At 67.2% G+C, this 24,172-nt stretch carries 24 protein-coding genes; 4 read left to right on the top strand and 20 right to left on the bottom strand.

The genetic code is table 11. The annotated features are described in order from the left end of the window. Positions 1 to 37: 37 nt before the first annotated feature. The 6 genes from C722_RS0119725 to C722_RS0119700 are packed head-to-tail and all read right to left on the bottom strand — an operon-like array spanning position 38 to position 7,451. Entirely contained in the window at positions 38 to 610 is a 573-nt protein-coding gene (locus tag C722_RS0119725) for a GNAT family N-acetyltransferase (protein WP_017642170.1), read from the bottom strand. After that, positions 607 to 1,143, bottom strand: a complete 537-nt coding sequence (locus C722_RS0119720; RefSeq protein ID WP_017642169.1) for a GNAT family N-acetyltransferase — start codon at positions 1,141 to 1,143, stop codon at positions 607 to 609. Before C722_RS0119720 ends, C722_RS0119725 begins: the two co-directional genes overlap by 4 nt. After that, positions 1,140 to 2,792 (bottom strand): ABC transporter ATP-binding protein, encoded by a 1,653-nt coding sequence (locus C722_RS0119715; protein ID WP_017642168.1) that lies wholly within the window; start codon positions 2,790 to 2,792, stop codon positions 1,140 to 1,142. The genes C722_RS0119720 and C722_RS0119715 overlap by 4 nt, the downstream gene beginning before the upstream one ends. Beyond that, positions 2,789 to 4,246 (bottom strand): ABC transporter permease, encoded by a 1,458-nt coding sequence (locus tag C722_RS0119710; protein WP_017642167.1) that lies wholly within the window; start codon positions 4,244 to 4,246, stop codon positions 2,789 to 2,791. The genes C722_RS0119715 and C722_RS0119710 overlap by 4 nt, the downstream gene beginning before the upstream one ends. 5 nt (positions 4,247 to 4,251) lie before the next feature. Further along, a complete protein-coding gene (locus C722_RS0119705; RefSeq protein WP_017642166.1) occupies positions 4,252 to 5,229 on the bottom strand; it encodes an ABC transporter permease in 978 nt (325 codons plus the stop codon). Further along, complete coding sequence (locus C722_RS0119700) at positions 5,226 to 7,451, bottom strand: ABC transporter substrate-binding protein (RefSeq protein ID WP_017642165.1); 2,226 nt, start codon at positions 7,449 to 7,451, stop codon at positions 5,226 to 5,228. The genes C722_RS0119705 and C722_RS0119700 overlap by 4 nt, the downstream gene beginning before the upstream one ends. 87 nt (positions 7,452 to 7,538) lie before the next feature. Between C722_RS0119700 and C722_RS0119695 the strand changes: the two genes are divergently transcribed. Both C722_RS0119695 and C722_RS25175 read left to right on the top strand, forming a co-directional pair. Beyond that, positions 7,539 to 8,060: a cupin domain-containing protein gene (locus C722_RS0119695; protein ID WP_017642164.1), complete on the top strand. Its 522-nt coding sequence runs from the start codon at positions 7,539 to 7,541 to the stop codon at positions 8,058 to 8,060. Further along, positions 8,051 to 8,881: a GNAT family N-acetyltransferase gene (locus tag C722_RS25175; protein ID WP_017642163.1), complete on the top strand. Its 831-nt coding sequence runs from the start codon at positions 8,051 to 8,053 to the stop codon at positions 8,879 to 8,881. Before C722_RS0119695 ends, C722_RS25175 begins: the two co-directional genes overlap by 10 nt. A gap of 343 nt (positions 8,882 to 9,224) precedes the next feature. Here C722_RS25175 and aroQ read toward each other — a convergent pair whose 3' ends face one another. Genes aroQ through C722_RS0119660 form a run of 6 tightly spaced genes read right to left on the bottom strand, consistent with a single transcriptional unit; the run spans position 9,225 to position 13,533 of the window. Further along, a complete protein-coding gene (aroQ, locus tag C722_RS0119685) occupies positions 9,225 to 9,671 on the bottom strand; it encodes a type II 3-dehydroquinate dehydratase (RefSeq protein ID WP_017642162.1) in 447 nt (148 codons plus the stop codon). A gap of 8 nt (positions 9,672 to 9,679) precedes the next feature. Further along, on the bottom strand, positions 9,680 to 10,498 hold the full coding sequence (gene aroE, locus C722_RS0119680; RefSeq protein ID WP_017642161.1) for a shikimate dehydrogenase: 819 nt from the start codon (positions 10,496 to 10,498) through the stop codon (positions 9,680 to 9,682). Continuing rightward, positions 10,495 to 11,727: a CaiB/BaiF CoA-transferase family protein gene (locus tag C722_RS0119675; protein ID WP_017642160.1), complete on the bottom strand. Its 1,233-nt coding sequence runs from the start codon at positions 11,725 to 11,727 to the stop codon at positions 10,495 to 10,497. Before C722_RS0119675 ends, aroE begins: the two co-directional genes overlap by 4 nt. Beyond that, a complete protein-coding gene (locus C722_RS0119670; protein WP_017642159.1) occupies positions 11,724 to 12,182 on the bottom strand; it encodes a MaoC family dehydratase in 459 nt (152 codons plus the stop codon). Before C722_RS0119670 ends, C722_RS0119675 begins: the two co-directional genes overlap by 4 nt. A gap of 8 nt (positions 12,183 to 12,190) precedes the next feature. Continuing rightward, positions 12,191 to 12,586, bottom strand: coding sequence for a VOC family protein (locus C722_RS0119665; protein ID WP_017642158.1), 396 nt, complete (start codon positions 12,584 to 12,586; stop codon positions 12,191 to 12,193). Continuing rightward, a complete protein-coding gene (locus C722_RS0119660) occupies positions 12,583 to 13,533 on the bottom strand; it encodes a ketopantoate reductase family protein (RefSeq protein ID WP_017642157.1) in 951 nt (316 codons plus the stop codon). The genes C722_RS0119665 and C722_RS0119660 overlap by 4 nt, the downstream gene beginning before the upstream one ends. A gap of 93 nt (positions 13,534 to 13,626) precedes the next feature. On the opposite strand from C722_RS0119660, the gene C722_RS0119655 reads away from it, so the two are divergent. Further along, positions 13,627 to 14,535, top strand: a complete 909-nt coding sequence (locus tag C722_RS0119655) for a LysR family transcriptional regulator (RefSeq protein WP_017642156.1) — start codon at positions 13,627 to 13,629, stop codon at positions 14,533 to 14,535. Positions 14,536 to 14,601: 66 nt separating this feature from the next. On the opposite strand, the gene C722_RS0119650 is transcribed toward C722_RS0119655, so the two are convergent. From C722_RS0119650 to C722_RS0119635, 4 genes are all read right to left on the bottom strand, one after another. Then, a complete protein-coding gene (locus tag C722_RS0119650; protein ID WP_017642155.1) occupies positions 14,602 to 15,048 on the bottom strand; it encodes an Hsp20 family protein in 447 nt (148 codons plus the stop codon). A gap of 129 nt (positions 15,049 to 15,177) precedes the next feature. Continuing rightward, positions 15,178 to 15,336, bottom strand: a complete 159-nt coding sequence (locus C722_RS26470) for a hypothetical protein (RefSeq protein WP_017642154.1) — start codon at positions 15,334 to 15,336, stop codon at positions 15,178 to 15,180. Beyond that, positions 15,333 to 15,917 carry an alpha-ketoglutarate-dependent dioxygenase AlkB gene (locus C722_RS0119640; protein ID WP_017642153.1) on the bottom strand — a complete coding sequence of 195 codons (585 nt, stop codon included), beginning with the start codon at positions 15,915 to 15,917 and terminating at the stop codon, positions 15,333 to 15,335. The genes C722_RS26470 and C722_RS0119640 overlap by 4 nt, the downstream gene beginning before the upstream one ends. 3 nt (positions 15,918 to 15,920) lie before the next feature. Further along, a complete protein-coding gene (locus C722_RS0119635; protein ID WP_017642152.1) occupies positions 15,921 to 16,187 on the bottom strand; it encodes a hypothetical protein in 267 nt (88 codons plus the stop codon). Between the two features lie 250 nt (positions 16,188 to 16,437). Between C722_RS0119635 and rapA the strand changes: the two genes are divergently transcribed. Then, on the top strand, positions 16,438 to 19,272 hold the full coding sequence (gene rapA, locus C722_RS0119630) for an RNA polymerase-associated protein RapA (protein ID WP_017642151.1): 2,835 nt from the start codon (positions 16,438 to 16,440) through the stop codon (positions 19,270 to 19,272). Between the two features lie 414 nt (positions 19,273 to 19,686). Here the strand turns inward: rapA and dhbA are convergent, their stop codons facing one another. From dhbA to C722_RS0119610, 4 genes are read right to left on the bottom strand one after another with little or no spacing between them, the layout of a single operon-like run. Further along, on the bottom strand, positions 19,687 to 20,442 hold the full coding sequence (gene dhbA, locus C722_RS0119625) for a 2,3-dihydro-2,3-dihydroxybenzoate dehydrogenase (RefSeq protein ID WP_017642150.1): 756 nt from the start codon (positions 20,440 to 20,442) through the stop codon (positions 19,687 to 19,689). Positions 20,443 to 20,452: 10 nt separating this feature from the next. Further along, on the bottom strand, positions 20,453 to 21,316 hold the full coding sequence (locus tag C722_RS0119620) for an isochorismatase family protein (RefSeq protein WP_017642149.1): 864 nt from the start codon (positions 21,314 to 21,316) through the stop codon (positions 20,453 to 20,455). 8 nt (positions 21,317 to 21,324) lie between these two features. Further along, the gene (locus C722_RS0119615; protein WP_017642148.1) at positions 21,325 to 22,950 is read right to left on the bottom strand and encodes a (2,3-dihydroxybenzoyl)adenylate synthase; all 1,626 of its coding nucleotides are present in this window, start codon (positions 22,948 to 22,950) and stop codon (positions 21,325 to 21,327) included. After that, the gene (locus C722_RS0119610; protein WP_256204553.1) at positions 22,947 to 24,134 is read right to left on the bottom strand and encodes an isochorismate synthase MenF; all 1,188 of its coding nucleotides are present in this window, start codon (positions 24,132 to 24,134) and stop codon (positions 22,947 to 22,949) included. Before C722_RS0119610 ends, C722_RS0119615 begins: the two co-directional genes overlap by 4 nt. Positions 24,135 to 24,172: the final 38 nt, after the last annotated feature.

The following is a 24,172-nucleotide window of genomic DNA, read 5'->3' as shown; positions in this document are numbered from 1 at the left end:
CCAGGACCCGGCGGATCGATCCGCCGGGTTTCGTCGTTCAGGTGGCGGGACGTACATAGCTGGTCAGCACGTGATCCCGCCAGACCCCATCGATCTCCAGGTAGCGCCGCGCCAGGCCTTCGCGCTCGAAGCCAAGGCTCTGGAGCAGATGAGCGCTGCGCAGGTTATCCGGCAGATGGTTGGCCATGATGCGATTCAGGCCCAGCTCGGCGATGACGAAATCGCGGCCCAGGCGGACGGCATTGCGCATCAGCCCGCGTCCCTGCCAGGCTTCATCCAGGCCGTAGCCCAGGTAGCAGGCTTGGAAACCACCCCGGAATATCTGACTGAAATTAACCGTACCGATGACCAGCGGCCCCGTCCGCAGGACCAGGCGCAAATCGCTCAGGCCCGGTCCACCGGCACGATAGGCGGCCGCCTGCCCCTGCCACTGGGCCAGGGTATAGAAGCCATCGGAGCGCCGTGGCATCGACAACGCCAGATGCTGGCGATTGCGCCGATAGTAGTCGGCTACCGCGGCGGGATCGGCGAGGGTCAGGTCGATCAGCTCCACCGCCTCGGTCACGGCGAAGCGGGGTGGATACTGCAGCGGAACGCTCAGGGCGGTCATGACCTGACCTGCGGCGGCAATTCGTAGACCCAGGTGGCGCAGCGCTGCCCGTCCGGGCCTTCCCGATCGTTTTCCAGCACCCGGACGCGCCGGAAACCCACCCGTTCGGCGAGCCGTTGGCTGGAGTCGTTGGCGGCCGAGGTGGTGAGATAGAGCCCCACTTCGCCGCGCTGTTCGACGAAGTAGCGCAGCGCGGTGGTCATCAGGCCCTGGCCGGTATGCAGACTGTGCAGCCAGTAGCCGATCTCGTAGCGCCGCCCGCCGTCCAGTGGCGTGAGCCCCAGGCAGCCGAGCAACGCGTGACCGCGCACCAGGAAGTAGCGTTTCTCGCCCTGGGCCAGGGTGAAGGCACCGCGCGCGGCGAGCAGGCTGTCGCGGGCCTGGGCGACCGTGGTGTGTTCCCGGGCCCAGCCGAGGAAGCGGCGATGCTCGGCATAGCTCCAGTTCAGCGCCTCGGCGAAAGCCTCGGCCAGGCGCGGTTGCGGCCAGACCAGCGCGAAGTCGGCCAGGGCGATGCGCGGTGGAAAATTCATGGCGGGGTCCCGAAATCCAGGCGCGGCACGGCGGCCAGCAGGCGTTGGGTCATGGCGTGGGCGGGCGCACGCAGCACCCGTTCGGCGCTGCCCTGTTCGACGATGTGGCCGCCGTCCATCACCGCGATGCGATCGGCCAGGTACTCGACCACGCCGAAATTGTGGGTGATGAACAGATAGGCCAGCCCCCGCTCCGCCTGGAGCTCGCGCAGAAGATCGAGGATCTGCGCCTGCACCGAGACGTCGAGCGCCGAGGTGGGTTCGTCGCATACCAGCACCTGCGGCTCGACGATCAGCGCCCGGGCGATGGCGATGCGCTGGCGCTGGCCACCGGAAAATTCATGGGGAAAGCGCTGCAGGGTATCGCCGGGCAGCCCGACCCGCTCCACCAGGGCCGCGGCGCGGCGCTGGCGCTCGGCGTCATCCAGCTCGGGACGCAGCGCCAGCAAGCCCTGCTCCAGGGTGGCGCCGATGCGCATGCGCGGATCCAGCGAGGCGAAGGGATCCTGGAAGACGATCTGGATCTGCCGCCGTAGCCGCTGCAGGGTGCGCCGGTCGGCCGTGAGCAGGTCCTCGCCGCCCAGCTGGGCGCTGCCGCTGATGCGCGGTCCATCGAGCAGCCGCAGCAGCGCCTTGCCGGTGGTGGTCTTGCCGCAGCCGGATTCGCCCAGCAGCGCCAGGGTCTCGCCGGCGTGCAGGTCGAAGCTCACGCCGTCCACCGCCTTGACCCAGTCGCGGGTCCGGCCCCAGGCGCCGCGGCGGATCGGATAGTGCACGGCCAGGTCGCGCACCTCCAGCAAGCGGTCGCCCGGCTGGCGCTCGGGCAGGGTGCGTGGGCTACCGGTCAAGGTCTGGCCGCGTTTGGCGAAGGTGGGAATGGCGGCGAACAGCTCGCGGGCATAGGGATGCCGGGGCGCCTGGAAGAATTCCGCCGCCGGGGCGCTCTCGACGATCGCGCCATGGCGCATCAGGGCCACATGATCGGCCACCTGGCGCACCACCGCCAGATCGTGGGTGATGAGCAGGATGGCCATGCCCAGTTCGCGCTGGATGTCGGCCAGCAGCGCGAGGATCTGCGCCTGGACGGTGACGTCCAGCGCCGTGGTGGGCTCGTCGGCGATCAGCAGGTCCGGCTCGGCGGCCAGTGCCAGGGCGAGCATGATGCGCTGCTTCTGGCCACCGGAGAACTGGAAGGGATAGTCGTCGATCCGCCGCTCCGGCTCGGGAATGCCGACCCGGCGCAGCCATTCCACCACCCGGGCACGGGCGGCGGCACCGCGCAGCGCGGTATGGGCGCGCAGGGTTTCCTCGATCTGCTCGCCGATGCGCATGACCGGATTCAGGCTGGTGGCGGGCTCCTGGAAGATGGTGCCGACGCGCCCGCCGCGCAGTTCGCGCAGGCGTCCTTCCGGCAGTCGATGCAGGTCGGTCCCGGCCAGCAGCGCCGCGCCGCGGGCGATACCCAGCGACGGTGGCAGCAGCCGCAACAGCGAGAGCGCGGTGACGCTCTTGCCACTGCCCGACTCGCCTACCAGGGCGAAGGTCTCGCCACGGGCGATGGCCAGGCTCAGGCCACGGACCGCCTGCCGTGTGCCCTCCTCGCCCTCGACCAGGATCTCCAGATCGCGAATCTCCAGCACCGGGGTCATGGCTGCACCTCACCCTGGCCGGGACGGCGTCTGAGCCAGGCGGACCTCAGCCGGCGACTGCGTGGATCGAAGGCGTCGCGCACGGCATCGGCGAATAGATTGGCGGCCAGCACCAGGGCCAGCATGAAGGCGAAGGCGCTGAACAGATTCCACCAGATCATGGGGGTACGGGACATCTCGGTGCGGGCGTCGTTGATCATGGAACCAAAGGAATTCATGGTCGGGTCCACGCCGATCCCCAGGTAGGACAGCACCGCTTCGTAGAGCACCAGGCTGGAGAATTCCAGGGTCAGGGTGATGAGCACCAGGTAGAAGACATTAGGCAGCAGGTGCCGACGCAGGATGGTGAAATGGGAGACGCCGAAGGCGCGCGCCGCCTGGACGTATTCCAGCTCGCGTAGCTTGAGCGCCTCGGCGCGCAGCAGCCGACAGAGCCCGGCCCAACCGGTGAGGCCGAGGATCAGGCAGAGCATGAACAACCGGAGGTCGGCGCGCGCCGCACCGGTGTCGAACAGCTCCGGGTGGCGGTCGATGAACACCTGCATCATCAGCACACAGGCCGCCACCAGCAGCACCCCGGGAATGGAGGTCAGGGTGGTATAGAGATAGGTGATGACGTCGTCCACCCGGCCCTTGAAGTAGCCTGCGGCCAGGCCGAAAACGATCGCCGGCGGCAGCATGGCCAGGGTGGTCAGGCTGCCGATGACGAAGGCGGTGCGGATGCTCTTGAGCGACTGGTAGAGGACGTCGTTGCCGGTACTGTCGGTGCCCAGCACGTGATAGCCGCTGGCCAGGGCGATCACGCTGCCGGCCACCAGGCAGACGCCCAGCCAGGTCAGCAGGATGGCGCGCCAGGGGGTGGCGGTATGGCCGCGCAGGATGAGTCCGGTACGCGCGGCGAAGCTGCCCCCTTCGCGCAGCCGCGCCGCCACCAGGGCCGCGGTGGCCAGGGCCAACCCCAGACCACCGAGCAGGCCCAGCCCCAGGCGCCGGAGCACGTCGCCACGCCATTCGCGGGCGGGATCGCCCAGGGTGGTGCCGGCGTGCTTGAGGCGCGGGAAGTCGCGCAGCGGCGTGCCCTCGGCGCTGGTGCCCAAGGTTTCCTTGGTGAACTGGTGGGTGGCCAGGGGCGCGGAATAGGTCTTTTCGCGCTGGGTCAAGCTGGTGTCGGCCAGCAGGCCATCGAAGGCGGAGAGCACCGTGGGCGAATAGATCGGCGCCGTGGCACCGGGCGCGGCCGGCAACTGCGGCCGGTAGTGCACCGAATCCAGCAGGGCAATGGTGACGAAGCTGGCCAGCACCACGGCCGCGCTCATCGCCGGGGCATCCTGCAGCACCCGTCGCCAACTGGCGCGCAGCGCCGGCTGGCGACGCGCACGCCAGGCATAGAACAGGCTGCCGGCCACCAGCAGGTAGAGGGCGAGGTCGGTCCAGAGCAAGACGAATTTCGGCATGGCGGCTACCTGAAGCGAACGCGCGGATCGGCGAGGGTGTAGGACAGGTCCGCCAGGATCAGGCCGACGATGTAGAGCACCGACCCCAGGAACACCATGGTGCGGACCACGGCGAAGTCCTGGCCGTTGATGGCGTCGATGGTGTAGCTGCCCAGGCCCGGGATGCCAAAGAAGGATTCGGCGATCAGGCTGCCCATGATCAGCAGCGGAATGGCCGAGACCACCCCGGTAAGGATCGGCAGCGCCGCATTGCGCAGTACATGGCGCAGGAGCACCTGGCGCTCGGCCAGGCCCTTGGCGCGGGCGGTGCGCACATAGTCCTTGCCGATCTCTTCGAGAAACAGCGCGCGATAGAAGCGCGCCTGGCTGCCCAGGCCGGAAATCACCGCCACCACCACCGGCAGCGCCAGGAAGCGCAACAGGTTCCAGCCCTCTTCATAGCCCGAATAGGGCACCAGCCGCAGGATCTTCGCGAACAGCCACTGGCCGGCGATGATGTAGAACAGCGAGGAGATCGACAGCAGCACCACACAGAGCACCACGCCCCAGAAGTCCAGCCGGGTGGCGCGAAAGAACACCAGCAGCAGGGCGAAACCGACGCTGGCCAGCAGACCGAGGACAAAGGTCGGCAGCGCCAGCGCCAGACTCGGTCCGGCGCGCTCGGCGATCTCCCGGCCGATGTCGCGTCCGTTGTCGGCGGTGCCGAAATCGAACACCAGCAGACTGACCGACCGTTCGAAGAAGAGCGTATCGGTGAATCGCTCGACGCCTTCACGGGTGGTATTAATCAGCAGTGGCTTGTCGTAGCCGTGCTCCGCCTTCCAGTCCTCGATGGCGTCGGCGGTGACGTACTTGCCGCCGATGGCCAGGCGCGCCATGTCGTCCGGGGTATTGACGGTGAAGAACAGCACGAAGGTCAGCAGATTCACCCCGATGAGGATCAGCACGCCATAGGCCAGGCGTCGCAGCAGATAGCCGATCATGGCCGCTCCTCCCCTGCCGAGTCGCCAAAGGCGGTCTGCCGCTCGCGGCGCTTGAGGATGCGCCAGGCCGGCCAGACCAGCAGCAGGGCCACGCCCAGCAGCAACCACAGCGGCCAGAGCACCGGCTGGTTCCATTCCAGCACCTTGCGCTCGCGCAGGGCCGGGTCCAGGCGCAGGTAGCGCAGCTGGTCACGCACCATCTGGGTCGGCTTGGCGTTGTAGACCCACTGGTGGTAGGCGCCACCAGACAGGGGATTCCAGCCGAACAGCCAGGGCGCGTCCTGTTGCACGATGGTGACCATGCGCCGGATCAACGCCACCTTTTCCGGGCCGTCGTCGAGACTCTTCATCTGCTCGAACAGCCGGTCGAATTCGGGATTGCTGTAGTTGCCGGCATTCTCGCCCCCATGCTTGGCCTTGCCCTGGGGACCGTAGAAGAGAAAGAGAAAGTTCTCGGCATCGGGATAGTCGGCGTTCCAGCCCCAGAAGAAGATCTGCGCCGCACCCTTGCGCATCTTGTCCTGGAATCTGTTGTAGTCCGAGCCGCGCAGCTCCAGCTGGATGCCCAGCTTGGCGGTCTGCTGGCGCATCCAGTCGAACATGGCGCTGTCGCCACTGCTCTGGGCATCGTATTGCAGGATCAGCGGTCGCCCGCTCTGGACGTCGCGACCGTCGGGGTAGCCGGCTTCGGCGAGCAACCGCTTGGCTTCCTCGATGGGCCGCCGCTCGGGCTTGCCGTCCACCAACCGATAGACCACGGGGTTGGTGCCGGCCGGCGGCGGCTCATAGCCCAGCACGCCCGGCGGCAGCGGGCCGTTGGCGACCAGGCCGTTGCCGTTGAGAAAGACGGTGATGTAGCTCTCCCAGTCGAAGGCGATGGACAGCGCCTGGCGCAACTTGCGATTGCGCGCCTGCTGTTCGGGCGTGGCACCCTGCCCCACCACCGGATCCAGCCAGTTGAAACCTAGGTACCAGTTGGAGGCCTCCACCGCGGTGGGCAACTTTAGGCCACGTTCGCGATAGAGCTCGGCGGAGTCGAGCGAGTCGCCGGCGCGGGTGCGCAAGGCCACGCCGTATTCGCCGCGCTCGATCTGCGGCGCGTCGTAATAGCCCTGGATGAACTTGCCCATCAGCGGCACCCCTTCCTTTTCCAGGCTGAACACCGCCCGATCGATCAGTGGCATGGGCTTGCCGCAGTCGTCCAGCCGGCCCTGCTCGCGATCCTCGGCCTCGCCCTCGCAGGGATAGGGATCGGCGCGGTAGTTGGGATTGCGCTCCAGCACATGGCGGCGATTGGGGATGGATTCGGCGAGGCGATAGGGCCCGCTGCCCACCGGCCAACTGTTCAGGCTGAGATTGTGTTCGGCCATACCCGACTGGCTGTAGAAGCGCTCCGCCTCCCAGGGCACCGGCGCGGCGAAGGTCATGGCCAGCCAGTAGTTGAACTGGGGGTACTTGCCGATCACCCGCAGCCGCAGGGTGTGGTCGTCCAGTACCTCGACCCCGGGCAGCTCGCCCTGACGCAGGTCGAGCCAGGGTAGCGGTGCGTCCTTGGGCAGGCTGGCGCGCAGGGCCTTGTCGGCGGCGCGCAGGCCATCGCCAAAGGCCTGCATCCCTACCAGGTGCTCGGCGAAGATCGCGTAGCTGGGCGACACCAGCCGCGGACTGGCCAGGCGGCGCAGGCCATAGGCGTAGTCGGCGGCGGTGACGGCGCGGCTGCCGGTCTCGGGAAAGTCGGGAATCTGGTAGCGGTCGGCCAGGTCCTCGGGCGTGATCGGGAAATAGCGGTAGTGGCCCTGGGCATCGCGGGCAAAGGCCGGATGGGGCGCATAGCGGGCGTCGCGGCGGATGGGGATGTCATAGACGCTCTGGGCGATCTGCGCCGGCGGCGCATCGTCCGGCAGGCGCCGGCCCTGAGCGTCCAGGTAATAGGGTGCGACCACCCGCTCCGCGCCGCGGGGGATCAACTCATAGGGCCGCTTGAAATAGTGATAGCCATAGAGCGGCTCATAGATGTTGTAGGTGAAATTGGTCTCGTCGCCGGAATAGGAGCTGGCGGGATCCAAGTATTTCGGCGAGCGGGTGGTAAAGGCGGTATAGAGGGTATTCTGGCCCTCCGCCCCGGCGCGATAGGGGCTGTTGATCGGCGTATCAGCGGGTGAGCAACCCCCAAGCAGCACGAGGGTCGACAGCGCGAGAAGGTGTCTGGACAGTCTGGGCATCGCGTTCCGCTACCGAAAGAGATCTGGGCGGTGATGTCCGCCTAAACGACCAAGCTTGAGCTATTTTCCCGCGAGGCGCAGCACCCCATGCAATTCCGGAAAGATTTCGACAAGATCGTCCACTGGTCCCAGCTCCAGGCCCCCGACGGTCCGGGCTATCCCGACAGTGACGAACGCTTTTCCCTAGGCGCCGCCTTCGGCCGCCACTTCGGCTTCGCCCGCCTGGGCATCCATCATGAATGGCTGCCACCCGGCCGCCGCACCTCGAGGCCCCATGCCGAGGCCACCGAGGACGAATTCATCTATGTGATCGCCGGCCACCCCACCGCCTGGATCGACGGTCACGCCCACCGGCTCAAGCCGGGGGACGGCGTGGGCTTCAAGGCCGGCGACGGCGTCGCCCATACCTTCATCAACGAGACCGCGGAGCCGGTGGAGTTGCTGGTGGTGGGTGATACCCGGCGGGCGGACAATCGGCTGCACTATCCGCTGCATCCGGAATTCACCGCGAGTCTTGGGGATAAGCAGTGGCGGGACTGCCCTGAGCGGGAGTTGGGGCCGCATTTGGGTGAGGCGATGTCGCCACGAGAGGACGACGAATGCCCGTGAATCCGTTGCGACTCACTGCCTCCATTCGCGCCAACGCAGGACTCCTCACCCAGCTGCAATTGGCGCCCGATACCTGCCTCAGCTATGGCGAGCATCAGGTAGGAGTGCTCACACCGGACTGCCCTGACTACTACTTCGGCAACTACCTCCTGCTGGATCAGCGCCCGACTGCCCAGCAGGTGTTGGCCTGGTCCGCGGACTTCGAGCAGCTGCTCGGCAGCCCACAGCCCCTGGGGCATCGTGCTTTCGTCTGGCCAGAGCCGCAGGGCAAGGAGCCACCGGCGGACCTGCCTTGCGGCTACGATTATCAGCGCCTGGTCTGGATGCGTCTGGCCGCCGATGCCCCGCAGCCCGCCTCGGTCCTGCCTGAAGGACTTCACGTCAGAACCTTCCAACACCCCGACGATTGGCAACAGTGGCGTGAGCTCCAGGCAGAGGTGACTCCGGGCGCGGAACATCCAGAAGCGCACCGGCGCTATCTGGATTACCAGGCGCGACGCTATCGATCACTGAGCGACAGCGGCCTGGGCGACTGGTGGGGTGTATTCGATGGCGAGGAGCGGCTGCTGGCCTATCTTGGCCTCTATCGCCTGGGCCGACTGGGCCGGTTCCAAGCGGTTACCACGCGGGTGGACTGGCGTCGGCGCGGACTCTGCCAGGCCTTGCTCGGCACGGTGCTTCGGCACCAACGACATCACGTGGACGCCTTCGTGATCGTGGCGGAAAGCGAACATCACGCCCAACGGCTCTATGCCAAGGCGGGGTTCACCGTAGAGGGCGGCATAGGAACCCTGCTGTGGGCAGGTGCCGGCAGAGGATAGCAATTTGGCTCTCATGTTCAGGAAAACGTGCGCCTCCCTACCCGGATTTATCGCGGCCATGGGCCGCTCCTACACTGTAGGAGCGGCCCATGGCCGCGATAGCCCGTCTGCCTCCACGGCGAATGTTGTCTCCACGATTCTGGAGCGTGACAGGCCTGCCGGTGGAAGACGCTATGCGACTTCTACCCATCGTTGCGCACCTGTTGGGCTTCAGCGATGGAGCCGCCTCAACCCAACCTACGCCGATGTGCTTTCGTAGGTTGGGCTGAGCGCAGCGAAGCCCAACATCGCCCGCCCAACGTGCGTGGGAGCCCCCCTCTCCCTGTGGGAGAGGGTCGGCGACTCAGGCTTTACGCGCCGGGGCCGCGCTCACCGCCGCGCGCAGCGCCAGCAGGTAGCTGTCCACGCCGAAGCCGGCGATCTGCCCCAGGACGATCTCGGCGAACACCGAGTGATGCCGGAAGCCTTCCCGCGCATGGATGTTGGACATGTGCAGCTCCACCACCGGCACGGTGAGGATCGCCAGGGCGTCGCGGATGCCGTAGCTGTAGTGGGTCCAGGCGCCGGCGTTGATCAGTACCGCGTCGACGCCCTCCTCATAGCCCCGATGGATGCGCTCCACCATCGCCCCTTCGTGGTTGCTCTGGAAGCTTTCCACCTCGACGCCCAGTTCAGCACCCAGGGCCGTTAGCCTGGCGTCGATCTCCGTCAGGGTCACGGTGCCGTACTGCAGCGGATCGCGCTTGCCGAACATGTTGTGGTTGATACCGTGCAGCATCAGGATCTTCATGGGTTCGCTCAGGTCAGGGGAAGGGTCAGCTGGTCGATGACCGGCCGGGTCTCGGGGCGCACGCCGCGCCACCAGGCGAAGGCTTCGGCAGCCTGTTCCACCAGCATGCCCACGCCGTCCGCCAGTTGCGCCACGCCTTGTTCGCGGGCCAGGCGCAGGAAAGGCGTCAGCCCCTTGCCGTAGGCCAGTTCATAGGCCAGCGCCGCCTGGGTGAAGACCCCGGCCGGTACCGGCGGCAGTTCGCCGACCAGACTGGCCGAGGTGGCATTGATCACCAGATCGAAGGTCTCCCCTTCCAGAGCCGCGTAGCTCCGCACGCTCAGCAGCGGATGCCCGATCTCCTGGGCTAGCTCAGCCGCCTTCCGCCCATCGCGATTGGCCATCACCAATTCGGTCGGTCCGGCGGCGAGAAAGGGCAACAAGGCGCCACGCACCGCACCACCGGCGCCCAGCAACAGCACTCGCTTGCCAGCCAGGGGCTGGCCGAGGTTGACCTCGATGTCGCGCAGCAGGCCGATGCCATCGAAGTTCTCCGCCAGCACCCGCTCGCCCTCGAACTTCAGCGCGTTGGCCGCCCGCGCCAGACGTGCCCTCTCGCTGGACTCGGTGGCCAGCTGGAAGGCCTGCAGCTTGAACGGCGCGGTCACGTTCAGGCCCTGCCCGCCCTGGGCGCGAAAGCGCTGCACGTCGCCGGCGAAGTCCTCCGGCGAGCCCTCGATGGCGCCGTATTCCAGGTCTTGCCCGGTGGTGGCGGCGAACAGGCCATGGATCAGCGGCGACTTGGTGTGGTTGATCGGGCGGCCGATCACCGCGTAGTGGTCGGTCATGCGCAGGGCTCCTGGCTGAACAGCACGCCATCGGCCTGCAGCCGGGCGATCTCTTCCGCGCTGTAGCCCAGGCTCTGGGCGACGGCAGCGTTGTGCTCGCCGAGATCCGGTGCCACCTGCTGGATGGTGGTGTCGCACCCGGAAAAGCGGAATGGCAGATTGGGCATGCGCAGGGTGCCGAAGCGCGGGTGCTGCTGTTCCTGGATCATGCCGCGCGCCTTGATCTGGGGATCCTCGATCACCTCGTCGATGCGCTGCACCTTGGCGCAGGGCACGTCGATCTCGTCGAGCAACGCCAGCAGCCGCGCGACCGGATTGGCCGCCACCCAGGCCTTGACGATGGGCAGGATGGCTTCGCGATGGGCGTTGCGGCCGGAGGAGGTATGGAAGCGCAGGTCGCTGCCGAAACCGGGCTGGCCCGCGTCCTGCTCGACCAGGGCGGCGAAGCGCTTCCAGGATTCGTCCACCTGGGCGGCGATCACCAGGTCGCCGTCCTGGGCGCGGAACACACCATAGAGGGTCGAGGTGGGCATGTCATGACCTGTCTGCTGCGGCAGGATCTCGCCGCCGGACAGGGTGTAGCACTGCACGGCGTACTCGTGCATGGACACCAGAGTGTCGTACAAGGCCATGTCGATGTGCTGGCCGCGCCCGCTGGTGACCCGTCCCAGCAGCGCCGCATTGATGGCGGCCACCGCATGGGCGCCGGTGTACATGTCGCCCAGGGAGATGCGCAGCAGCGGCGGCGCCTCGCCCGGCGTGCCGACCATCTGCATGATGCCGCTCTTGGCCTCGGCGATCAGCCCGAAACCGGCGCGGTGCGCGTCGGGCCCGGTGTGGCCATAGGCGGAAATCGAGCAGTACACCAGTCGCGGATTGCGCGCAGACAACTCCGCATAGCCCAGGCCGAGCCTGTCCAGGGCGCGGGGTCGGTAGTTCTCGATGAAGACGTCGGCGCTGTCGCAGAGCTGCTGCATGAAGGCCTTGCCGCGCGGGTCCTTCATGTTGACGCTGACGCCCTGCTTGCCCATGTTGAGTTGCAGGAAGTAGCCGCTCTGCTGGTCATCCAGGACGAAGGCGTGCTGGCGACCGGCATCGCCGCTGCCGGGCCGCTCCACCTTGATCACCTCGGCGCCCAGCGCCGCCAGGCAGCGCCCCACATAGGGGCCGGCGAGGAAGTGGCTGTAGTCGATGACCCTCAGGCCATGCAGGGGCAGTGGCTGGCTCATACGGCGCCCTCCCGCCGCGGCACCATCAGCCGGTGTTCGCCGCGCTGGACCACCTCGCCCTTCTGGTTGATCAGCTCCGAGGGCAGCACCACGATGCCCCAGCCCGGCTTGCTCTTGCTCGGGCGCATGGCGCCCACGCGCAGCCTGACGTGCAGTTCGTCGCCGACGCGGATCGGCAGCAGGAAGTCCCAGGTCCAGCCCAGCGACATCCCTGGCAGGAAGCGGTAGTCGCATTGGGTCTTGAGGCCGTCGGCGATGGACAATCCCATCAGCCCGTGGGCAACCAGGCCGCCGAAGTGACTGGCATTGGCATAGGCCTCGTCGACGTGAACCGGGGTGTGGTCGCCGGTGAGGTCGGCATAGGCCAGGATGCGTTCCTTGGTGACCTGGTAGGTCGGCGTGATCGCCTCGTCACCTTCGCGGGCATCCTCGAAGTATCTTTCTGGTACGGTCATGGTCGCTTTCACTCGGCTTGACGGGCGTTGACGGCCAGGGCGTCGTGCACGGCGCGGGCCGGCACGGCCTGGATGAATTCCAGCGCCAGGCCATCGGGCAGGCGCAGCCAGTTAGGGCCCTGGGGCAGTTGCTCCACGCCCTCGAAGCGCCGGGCCGCGGCCAGGGCGGCGTCGAGGTCCTCGCACATCAGCCCCAGATGGCCCAGGCGTCCTTCCGGGCCGGCGAAGTCCGGCTTGCTCATGAACTGCATGCCGCCCAGCGTCCAGTACTGGCTGGGCGCCTCGACCGGGCCCTGCACCTCGCGCAGGGTCATGCCGAACACCTCATGGAAGAAGCGGATGTGCCAGTGGATGTCCTTCACCCAGATGGCCACGTGTTCCAGATAGGCCTTGGGAATGCTCATGGTTTGGCGTCCTCTTGTTGTCGATCGGCCAGGGCGCGCTCGATGCCCTTGATGCAGGCGACCAGGGTGGCGTTGACCGGCGTGGGCACGCGGTACTGCTGGCCGAGCCGCACCACCGCGCCGTTGATGAAGTCGATTTCGGTGATGGAGCCCTTCTGCAAGCTCTGCAGCAGGGAGGTCTTGAAGGACGGCGGCAAGCCTTCGCGCGCCAGCTCCCAGGCCGCCTGCGGCTCGCGCAGGCCGAGCTCGACGCCGGCCGCGCGCGCCACCGCGATGGCCTCGGCGACCGCCTGCAAGGCGGTGTCGCGCAGCTGCGGCTCGCTGTAGAGCTGGCCATAGGTGAGTTGGGTGATGCCGGTCAGGGCACCGGTGGCGACGTTGACCAGCAACTTGTCCCAGAGGGTGCCGCGGATGTTGCTGCTGACCGTGGTGGCCAGCCCGGCGTCCTCGAAGACGGCGGCAACGGCCTGGACGCGTGCCGAGAGCTGACCGTCGAGTTCGCCGATGAGCGTGCGCTTGCCCGCCACCCCGCTACGGATCCGCCCGGGGCCGAGCAGCACGCCGCCGACATAGGTCTTGCCGGCGATCACCCGCTCCTGGCCGACGATCTCGGCCAACAATTCTTCATGGCCGAGGCCGTTCTGCAGCGACAGCACCAGGGTGTGGGGACCGACCAGCGCCTGGGCCTGGCTCATGGCCGCGGTGGTGGCGAAGGACTTGACCAACACCACCACCAGATCCACTACCCCGACCGCCTCGGCACTGACCGCTGCCCGAACCTGAACCCGGCGCCTGCCAGCGGCGGTCTCGATGTCCAGGCCGTCGCGGATGACCGTCTCGATATGGGCATTGGGGCGGTTGAGCAGCCAGGTCTCATGCCCCGCCTCGCTCAACCAGGCGCCAAAGGTGCTGCCCAGCGCACCGGCCCCGAGGATGCAGATCTTCATGGGAGAGGACTCCTTGTTTCCGCCCTAACCCTAGGCCCACGGCCCCTATTGAGCTATACAAAGACCTCAATCCACCCATCAGGAATTCTGATAATGCTGCCTACGGACGGCCTGCCCGAACCCAAGCTGTTGATGCTGTTCGAGGTGCTCTATCGCACCCGCAGCGTGACCCGGGCCGCCGAGCAACTGGGCCAGAGCCAGCCCACCATCAGCCTCTGGCTCGGCAAGCTGCGGCAGCAATTGCGTGATCCGCTGTTCGTGCGCACACCGGGCGGCATGAAGCCCACGCCGCAAGCCGAAGCCCTGATCACGCCCTGTCGGGAAGTGCTCGAATCCCTGCGTCGGCTGGTGGCCTGGGAGGTTGCCTTCGAGCCCGCCACCGCCCAGCGGCTGTTCCGCCTCTGCCTGAGCGATGCCAGCCACATCACCCTGCTGCCACGGATATTGGCGCAGCTGCGGGAGGTGGCGCCCGGGGTACGCCTGGAGGTCGCACGGATCGACGGCAATACCGAACAGGCCCTGGAGATCGGCGAAGCCGACCTGGCGATCGGCTTCATTCCCTGGCTGGGCGGCAGCCTCTATCAGCAACTGCTGTTTCCCCAGGACTGGGTCTGCCTGGTCAGCGCCCGCCATTCACGCCTCGGCGAGCGCTTGACGGCCGCGGCCTACGCCGAGGAGGGCCATGTGCTGGTCAGTGCCGGCACCGGGCAGAAGCTGCTGGAAGCAGGCCTGGTCAGAGCCGGGGTGCAGCGCCGCATCGTGCTGGAGCTACCGGGCTTTCTGGGGGTTGGCGCGGTGGTGGGCAGCTCCGACCTCATCGTCACCCTGCCCCGGCATATCGGCACCACTCTGGCGGCCACCTACGGTCTCAAGGTCCATGAGTGCCCGGTGCCGATCGAGGGTTTCGCGGTCAGGCAGCACTGGCATGCGCGCTATCACCAGGAGGCCGGCAACCGCTGGTTGCGTGGGGTGCTGCTGGAGCTCTTCGGTCACAGCCGCTAGCGCAGCGGCCAGAAACGAAAAAGCCCCAGCTCAGGGCTGGGGCTTTAGGGCAGGACGCCTGGACGATCAGTTGTCCAGGGCCGGGCGCTGGCCGGAGATGGCGATGCGCTTGGGCTTGGCTTCTTCCGGGATCACCCGCACCAGCTCAATGCTCAGCAGGCCGTGCTTGAGATCGGCACCCTTCACCTCGATATGGTCGGCGAGGCGGAAGGACAGCTTGAAGGCGCGCTGGGCGATGCCCTGATGCAGGAAGGTCACGCTTTCGGCGCTGTTTTCGCGCCGGCCACCCTTGACGGTGAGCACGCCACGCTCGACTTCGATGTCCAGGTCATCTTCCTGGAGACCGGCGGCGGCGATCACGATGCGATACTGGTCGTCACCGTGCTTCTCGACGTTGTAGGGTGGATAGGAGCTGCCAGCGTCGTTGCGCAGAGCGGATTCGAACAGGTCGTTGAACCGGTCGAAGCCAACGGAATGACGGAACAGCGGGGCCAGGGACAGTACATTGCTCATGGTGAATCTCCTGATAGGTTCAGCAAGTTTCGTTGTTGCCTGCGGGACCCGACTTCGGCATCCCGCACGAACCTAGATAGGAATTCCCCAAAAAATTTCAAGGGCCAATCCCGACGAACGGTAGTGCCGCTATTTCTTCTTCGGCTTGCGCTTTTTCTTCTTGGCTGCGGCCAGCGGCAGGGCCTGCTCGAAGGCCGAGCGCACCTCCTGCAGGCGACGCTCCTTGAGGTCGTGGATGCGCTTGCCGCGCTCGGTGGTGAAGTCGATGAGATTGCTGTCGTCGCTCATGGGGCTATCCGGCGAAAGGTGAGATTCAGCCGCACCCCGCTGGCTTTGCGGGTCTTGGCGATCTGGTGCTGCCAATGATGCTGGGTCGCGCCGCCCATGACCAGCAGGCTGCCGTGACCGAGTTCCAGGGAATGGCCGATGCGGCTGCTGCCCTTGCGGCGGAAATCGAAACGTCGCGCAGCGCCCAGGTTGAGCGAGGCGATAAGCGGATTGGCGCCGAGACTGGCCTCGTCATCGCTGTGCCAGCCCATGGAATCCTGGCCGTCGCGATAGCGGTTGAGCAGCACGCCGTTGAAGACCTGACCACAGGCCGCCGCGACGGCGTCGCGAATCCGCTGCAACAGCGGCGTCCAGGGCAAGGCGGCATGATCCAGGCCCGCATAGCCGTAGACCACGCCGGGATCGGCGTACCAGGCCACCTGCCGCGGCACCGGGTGCCAGCGCCCGAAGACCCGCACCTGCGGCTGGCTCCAGGGGGTTTCGTCCTCCAGCTGCTGCAACCAGGCGTCGGCTTGTTCCAGAGGTAGCCACTGCGGGTAGAAGGCCAGCTCGGCGTCTTGCAGCTCCAGGTGCTCGACCATGGGCTAGACCCGCAGGTCCACCTGGACGCCCACCTGCTCCGGCTCTTCCAGGGCCTGGGCACGTTCGGCGCCGAGGCCCTGGCGCAGGGCCTCGCGCTGCCGGCGACGACGACGCGCCTCGCGATCCAGAGTGGCTTCGTCCTCCAGGGGCGCATGGGCCGTCTCGGCCGCCGGTTCCACGGGCGCCACCGGGGCCACGGGTGGGCGTACCGGGGCCGGGTCCAATTGGTTCGGCGGGGTCACGCCAAGGGGTGGAATGATGGGGATCATGACGGGCACCTCGAATTTAGCGAACTGAGAGCCTGTTCAAAATCTGCTGCGCGTCGGCCAAACCGCGTTGAAAATGCCTTCGGAATGCTCATTTACCACTCGTAAACTCCGCTTCCTCAGGCCTTTTCGCCTTGTTTGGCTCTAGCTCGCGAGATTTTGAACAGGCTCTGCGTCAAAACAGCAGGTTGGGCTTATGACTCCGCTTTGGCTAAAATAGCCGGCTTTTTGATAGCAGGGGAGAGGCTTCTACATGGCGTCACATCAACCGGGACAACGCTGGATCAGTGACAGCGAGGCCGAACTGGGCCTGGGAACCATCCTGGCCCTGGACGGCCGCCTGCTCACGGTGCTCTATCCAGCCACCGGTGAGACGCGCCAGTATGCCCAGCGCAATGCGCCCCTGACCCGGGTGCGCTTCGCGCCGGGCGACGAGGTGACCCATTTCGAGGGCTGGAAGCTCACCGTGCGCGAGGTCTCCGAAGCGGACGGCCTGCTGACCTATCACGGCTTCACCGCCGAGCGCGAGGCACGCAGCGTTCCCGAGGCCCAGCTGTCGAACTTCATCCAGTTCCGCCTGGCCAGCGACCGCCTGTTCGCCGGGCAGATCGATCCCCTGCCCTGGTTCGGCCTGCGCTACCACACCCACGAGCACCGCAATCGCCTGTTGCAGTCCAGCCTCTGGGGCCTCGGCGGCACCCGCGCCCAGCCGATCCCGCACCAGCTGCACATCGCCCGCAGCGTGGCCGACCGCGTCGCGCCGCGCGTCCTGCTGGCCGACGAGGTGGGCCTGGGCAAGACCATCGAAGCCGGCCTGGTGATCCATCGCCAGCTGCTCAGCGGCCGTGCCAGCCGCGTGCTGATCCTGGTTCCGGAAAATCTCCAGCACCAGTGGCTGGTGGAGATGCGCCGCCGCTTCAACCTGGAAGTCGCGCTGTTCGACGCCGAGCGCTTCATGGCCAGCGAAGACGGCAATCCCTTCGAGGACGCCCAGCTGGCGCTGGTCTCCCTGGACTGGCTGGTGCGCGACGAAAAGGCCCAGGATGCGGCCTTCGCCGCCGGCTGGGACCTGCTGGTGGTCGACGAAGCCCATCACCTGGTCTGGCACCCCGAGGGCGCCAGCCGCGAATACAGCCTGGTCGAACAATTGGGCGAGGTCATTCCCGGCGTGCTGCTGCTGACCGCGACCCCCGAACAACTGGGCCAGGACAGTCACTTCGCCCGTCTACGCCTGCTCGACCCCAGCCGCTTCCATGACTTCGCCGCCTTCCAGCAGGAGTCCCAGCACTACCGCCCGGTGGCCGAAGCGGTACAGGAACTGCTCGATGCCGGTGCCCTGAGCCCGGCGGCCCAGGACGCCATCGGTGGCTTCCTCGGCCAGGAAGGCGAGACCCTGCTGGCCGCCGCCGCAGCCGGTGATGCCGATGCCCGTGCCCGCCTGGTCCGGGAACTGCTGGATCGCCACGGCACCGGCCGCGTGCTGTTCCGCAACACCCGCGCCGCGGTCAAGGGCTTTCCCGAGCGCGAGCTGCACGCCCATGCCCTGCCCTTCCCGGATGCCTATCTGGACGAAGGCGTCATGCCCGGCCAGTCGCTGCAACCGGAAACCGAATTCGCCCCGGAAGACGACAATGATCGCTGGTGGCGCCATGACGGCCGCGTCGAGTGGCTGATCGATACCCTCAAGGCGCTCAAGCCGCACAAGGTGCTGGTCATCTGCGCGCGCATGGAAACCGCTCTGGATCTGGAAGACGCCCTGCGCCTCAAGTCCGGCATCCCGGCCACGGTGTTCCACGAGGGCATGAGCATCCTCGAACGCGACCGCGCCGCCGCCTACTTCGCCGACGAGGAATTCGGTGCCCAGGTGCTGATCTGCTCCGAGATCGGCAGTGAAGGCCGCAACTTCCAGTTCGCCCATCACCTGGTGCTGTTCGACCTGCCGGCCCACCCGGACCTGCTGGAGCAGCGCATCGGCCGCCTGGACCGGATCGGCCAGCGCCACACCATCCAGCTGCACGTGCCCTACCTCGAAGGCAGCCGCCAGGAACGCCAGTTCCAGTGGTACCACCAGGCACTGAACGCCTTCCTGGCCACCTCGCCCACCGGCAGCGCCCTGCAGGCGCGCTTCGCCAGCGAACTGGAAGAGCAATTGGCCGGTGGCGATGACGCCACCTGGCAGGCGCTGCTGGAACAGGGCGCCCAGGCGCGCGCGGCGCTGGAAACCGAGCTGCACAACGGTCGTGACCGCCTGCTGGAGCTCAATTCCTCCGGCGCCGGTGCCGGCGAGCAGCTGGTCGAGGACATCCTCGAGCAGGACGATCAGTTCGCCCTGCCCATGTACATGGAAGAGCTGTTCAACGCCTTCGGCATCGACAGCGAGGACCACTCCGACAACGCCCTGATCCTCAAGCCCAGCGAGAAGATGCTCGACGCCGGCTTCCCCCTCGGCGACGACGAAGGCGTGACCATCACCTACGATCGCAACGTGGCCCTGGTTCGCGAGGACATGCAATTCCTGACCTGGGAACACCCCATGGCCCAGGGTGGCATGGACCTGGTGATGTCCGGCTCCATGGGCAACACCGCCGTGGCGCTGATCAAGAACAAGGCGCTCAAGCCGGGCACCGTGCTGCTGGAACTGATCTACATCAGCGAGGCGGTGGCCCCGCGCGCCCTGCAACTGGGTCGCTACCTGCCGCCGCTGGCGATCCGCTGCCTGCTGGACGCCAACGGCAACGACCTGGCCGCCCGGGTGGCCTTCGAGACCCTCAACGACCAGCTTGAAAGCGTGCCGCGCACCAGCGCCAACAAGTTCGTCCAGGCCCAGCGCGACTCCCTGGCCAAGCTGATCGGCGGCGGCGAAGGCAAGGCCCTGCCGCGCCACGAGGAACGCGTGGCCAAGGCACGCCAGGCGTACCTCTCCGGCATGGACGAGGAAATCGCTCGCCTGGAAGCCCTGCGCGCGGTCAACTCCAGCGTCCGCCAGGACGAGATCGATCGCCTGCGCCAGCAGCGCGAAGAAGGCCTGACCTACCTGGACAAGGCCTCGCTGCGCCTGGAAGCCATTCGGGTGCTGGTGGCGGGCTAAGCCCGCCGCAATGTTGGGCTTCGCTGACGCTCAACCCAACCTACGGGTCCATCGCCTCGGCGTCATCCCGTAGGTTGGGTTGAGACAGCTCCACCGTCGAAGCCCAACACAGGCGGTCGCTGGATAACTCCTGTTGGGCTTCGCTAGCGCTCAACCCAACCTACGGGTCTATCGCCTTGGCTTCACCCCGTAGGTTGGGCTGAGACAGTCTCATCGTCGAAGCCCAACACAGGCGGGCGCCGGATAACGCCTGTTGGGCTTCGCTAGCGCTCAACCCAACCTACAGATCTATCGCCTTGGCTTCACCCCCGTAGGTTGGGCTGAGACAGCCTCACCGTCGAAGCCCAACACAGGCGGTCGCCGGACAACGCCTGTTGGGCTTCGCTAATGCTCAACCCAACCTACGAAAAGCCCTCACGCTGCCAGGGTCGCGCCGCCGTCCACCACGATGTCCTGCATGGTGATATGGCTGGCCAGGTCCGAGGCGAGGAACAGCACGGTGTTGGCGATCTCGTCGGGCTGAGCGATCTTGCGCAGCGGGATGCCCAGCTTGAAGTCTTCCGGCAGGCCGTCCACCAGGCGCTGATAGCCCTCGGGCGAGCCGAGCATGCCGGCCAGCATGGGGGTCGCCGTGGAACCCGGTGAGACCACGTTGCAGCGCACGCCCGAGCCCGCCAGTTCCAGGGCCACGCAGTGGCTCAACGACACCAGCGCCGCCTTGGAGGTGCAGTAGCCGGCCATTTGCAGGCGCGGCACATGGGCGGCGTTGGAGGCGATGTTGACGATGGCGCCCTGGCCCTGGGCCTTGAACAGCGGCACCAGCTGGCGGAACAGGTAGAAGGGCCCGGAGACGTTAACGTCCAGCAGTGCCTGCCAGTCGTCCAGGCTCAGGCTGTCGCTGGTGCCCAGACGCAGCACGCCAGCGCCATTGACCAGCACGTCCAGCCGGCGCTCCTCGGCCAGCAGGGACTGGCAAACAGTCTCGACCTGAGCCGCGTCGGCGACATCCAGCAGCTGGGTGCGGAACGGATAGCTGCTCTCGGCGAAGTGCCGGTCGAGGCCGACCACCTCGGCGCCCGCTGCCTGGAAGCGCCGCGCCACCTGCAAGCCGATGCCCTGCCCGGCGCCGGTCACCCAGACGCGCTTGCCAGTGAAATCCAGTTGCGTCATCAGAGGCTCCCTAGGCGCGAGCGCGCAACAGATCCAGCCAGCCCTGCAGGGTCGGCTGGGCGGCGAGATCGGCGAAGGTGACCGGCAGGCCGCGCTTCTGCCATTCCCCCACCAGGGTCATGACCTGCACCGAATCCAGACCGAAATCGGTCAGATTGTCGTCCAGCGCCGGCTCCTCGTCGTCGGCATCCAGCAGCGGCTGGACCTGGGCGCGCAGCCAGGCTTCGTCCAGCACGACCGCGCCCGCGCCGGTGACCTGGGTGGTGCTCAGGGTGCTGCCACAGCGAGTGGCCACGTAGCGTAGCGCCATGCGGTGCTCTTCTTCGCTGAAGTCGGCCACGGCGTCGCCGATCAGGAAGGCCTGGATGTCTCTCATGAAGGCGTCGGTACAGGTGGTCAGGCAGCCGATGTGGGCATAGACGCCGCAGACGATCAGCTGGTCGCGCCGCCACTCGGTCATCAGGTCCTGCAGGTTGGAGCGGTGGAAGGCGCTGTAACGCCACTTGGTCAGCACCACGTCACCGTCCTTGGGTGCCAGTTCGTCCACCACCTGCTGCAGTGCGGGATCGGCCTGGGTCAGACCCGGACCCCACATGTCGTTGAGCAGAGCGCGATCGGCCGGCGGCTGGTCGGTGGGCTGGGCGGTATAGACCACCGGCACGCCCTGGGCGTCGGCCCAGGCGCGCAGGGCGGCGATGTTGGCCACCACCTGGTCGATCAGCGGGCTGCTGTCGCCATAGAACTCGACGAAATAGCGCTGCATGTCGTGGATCAGCAGCACGGCGCGGTCGGCCACGGGCGTCCAGGCGACCTTGTTGGCGGGAAAGCCATCGGGCTGGGGCAAGGGATAGGAGGCAAGACGGGGAATAGCCATGGGAAACCTTAGAGACGCTCGGTGGAAGGGGTCTGCAGCTGCTCGCGCAGGCGGCGCTTGTCGATCTTGCCGACGGCGGTGAGCGGCAGCTGGTCGAGGAACCGGAAACGGTCGGGCAACTTGTATTCGGCCACGCCCTGCTCGCGCAGGTAGCGGCGCAGGGCCACTGGCTTGAGCGCCGGGTCGCTGACCACCAGGCAGGCACAGCTCTTCTCACCCATCAGCTCGTCGGCGATGGCCACCAGGGCCGCGTGAGTGATACCGGGATGGCGCAGCAGCAGGCCCTCGATCTCGGCCGCGGCGATCTTCTCGCCCCCGCGGTTGATCTGGTCCTTCACCCGGCCGACCACCTTGAGGTAACCGGCGGCATCGCGCTGGACCACGTCCCCGGAAAAGTAGAAACCCTCGGCATCAAACACCTGGGTATTGTGCTCGGGGCTGCGGTAGTAGCCGCGGAAGGTATAGGGGCCCCGGGTGGACAGCAGACCAGGTTGGCCATCGGGCACCGGCTGGCCGTCTTCGTCGGTGATGCGCACCTCGTCATCCGGGCTCATGGGCCGGCCCTGGGTGGTGAAGATGCGCTCGGGTTCGTCATCCAGGCGGGTGTAGTTGACCAGGCCCTCGGCCATGCCGAACACCTGCTGCAGCTGGCAGCCCAGTTCCACGGGCACGCGGCGGGCCTGGGCCTCGGCGAAGCTGGCGCCGCCCACCTGTACCATGCGCAGGCTGGCCAGTCGCGCGCGCTGCTCGGGCGCCGCCGCGGCCTGCAGCCAGAGCGCCACCGCCGGCGGCACCAGGGCCACCCAGTCCACCTGATGGCGCTCGATCAGCGCGAAGCAGCGCAGCGGCTCGGGATCGCGGGCCATGACTACGCAGCCGCCGGCGATAAAGACGCCCAGGGCGCCGGGCGAGCTGAGGGTGTAGTTGTGCCCTGCCGGCAGGGCGCAGAGAAAGCGCGTCGCCGGGGTCAGCTGACAGATCTCGACGCTGCGTCTGAGGCTGTAGTAGTAGTCGTTGTGGGTGCGCGGGATCAGCTTGGGCGTACCGGTGCTGCCACCGGAAAGCTGGAAGAAGGCCACCTCGCCACCCGCGGTGGGCGTCAGTTGATAACCCTCCAGGGGGGTATCCAGGCGCTGCTGCAGGCTGCGTGCATCCTGCGCGCCGTCCAGCAGCACCTCGCTCAGCCCGGGCGCCACGTCACGCAACTCGGCGACAAAGGTATCGTCACGGAACAGGTTGTGCTCGGTGGAAGCGATCAACAGCCGCGGCTGGATCTGCTGCGCATAGGCCAGCAGCTCCAGCTTCTGGTGACTGAACAGCGCATTGACCGGGGCGATGCCGGCCTTGAGCAGGGCAAAGAACACCACATAGAACTCGGCCACGTTGGGCAGCTGCACCAGCGCCGTGTCGTGGCGGTGCAGACCGGCGGTCTGAAGGTGGGCGGCCAGGCGACTGGAGCGCTCGTCCAGCTCGGCATAGCTCAGCTGCCGCTCGCCACAGAGGATCGCCGGGGCGTCCGGCAGGGCCGCGCGACTGCGGGCCAGGATCTCGGTCATCGGCAGGTCGGACCAGTAGCCGAGGGCCCGATAGCGGGCGGCCAGGTCTTCCGGCCAGGGGGTGAATTCCAGACTCACGTGGGGTTCTCCTCGTCGAGCAAGCCACAGGCGGCGCGCATGGTGCCCAGTTTGGCGGTGACCTCGGCCCATTCCGCCGCGGGGTCGGAGGCCTCGACAATGCCGGCGCCGGCGAACAGCCGCAGCCAGTCGCCCTGCACCGTGCCACAGCGGATGGTGACTACCCACTCGCCGTTGCCCTGGGCATCGCACCAGCCGACCATGCCGGTGAACAGGCCACGGTCGAAGGGCTCGATGCGCTCGATCAGCTGGCGCGCGGCCACCGTCGGAAAGCCGCAGACCGCCGGGGTCGGGTGCAGCCGGCAGGCCAGTTGCAGCGCCGAGGTGCGGCTGTCGGCCAGTTCGCCGTCGATGGCGGTGGACAGGTGCCACATGGCGTTGGTGCTGAGCAGCGACGGCGCCTCGGGCACGTCCAGGCGGCTGCACAGGGGGGCCAGCTGCTGGCGGATATCTTCGATCACCAGGCGGTGCTCGTAATGGTCCTTGCTCGACTCCAGCAGTTCGCGGGCCACCCGCTGGTCGTCCAGGGGATCGGCGCGGCGCTTGGCCGAACCGGCCAGGGGATTGGTATGGACCCGGGCACCTTGCTTGCGCACCAGCAACTCGGGGCTGACCCCGACCAGCTCGCCGCCCTCGGCGGTAGGGATGCGGAATTGATAGCCGGTGGGATTCTGCCGCGCCAGATTGGCGAGGATGGCCTCCACGTCGGCGGGCTCGGCCAGCTGGATTTCCTGGATGCGCGACAGCACCGCCTTGCTCAGCTCGCCGCGGCGGAAGGCCTCGATGGCCTCCTCCACCGCCAGGCAGAAGCCGTCCGCGCTGGGCAGGTTGCGCACCTCGCGCACCTGCGCCGGGGTCACCGGTGCGCTGCTGACCGGTGCCGAACGCGCCATCCAGGCATGCTCGCGGGGCACATAGAGGCAGGAGGGCTTGGTGGTATCGAAGGGAATGGCACCCATGATCACCGGCTCGGCGATGCCGGCCTGACGGGCACGGGCGAAGGCCTCTTCCACGGCATGCAAAAACAGACTGTCCCGGTGCGCGCCGCCGCTGGCTGGCGTCTCGACCCGGGCACAGATGCCGCGTCCGCGCAGGACACGGTCACCCGACTGGAACAGGAAGGCGGCCTGCTCCTGCTGCTCGGTGGCGATCTGCCCGACCACGTCAGCCCTTTTACTCGACATTGCTACGGACCTCTACACAAATGATAATGCTTATCAAT

The sequence above is a fragment of the Pseudomonas sp. 313 genome, from assembly GCF_000316965.1.
Lineage (GTDB): Bacteria > Pseudomonadota > Gammaproteobacteria > Pseudomonadales > Pseudomonadaceae > Chryseomonas > Chryseomonas benzopyrenica.
This window is presented reverse-complemented; position numbering and strand designations above follow the sequence as displayed.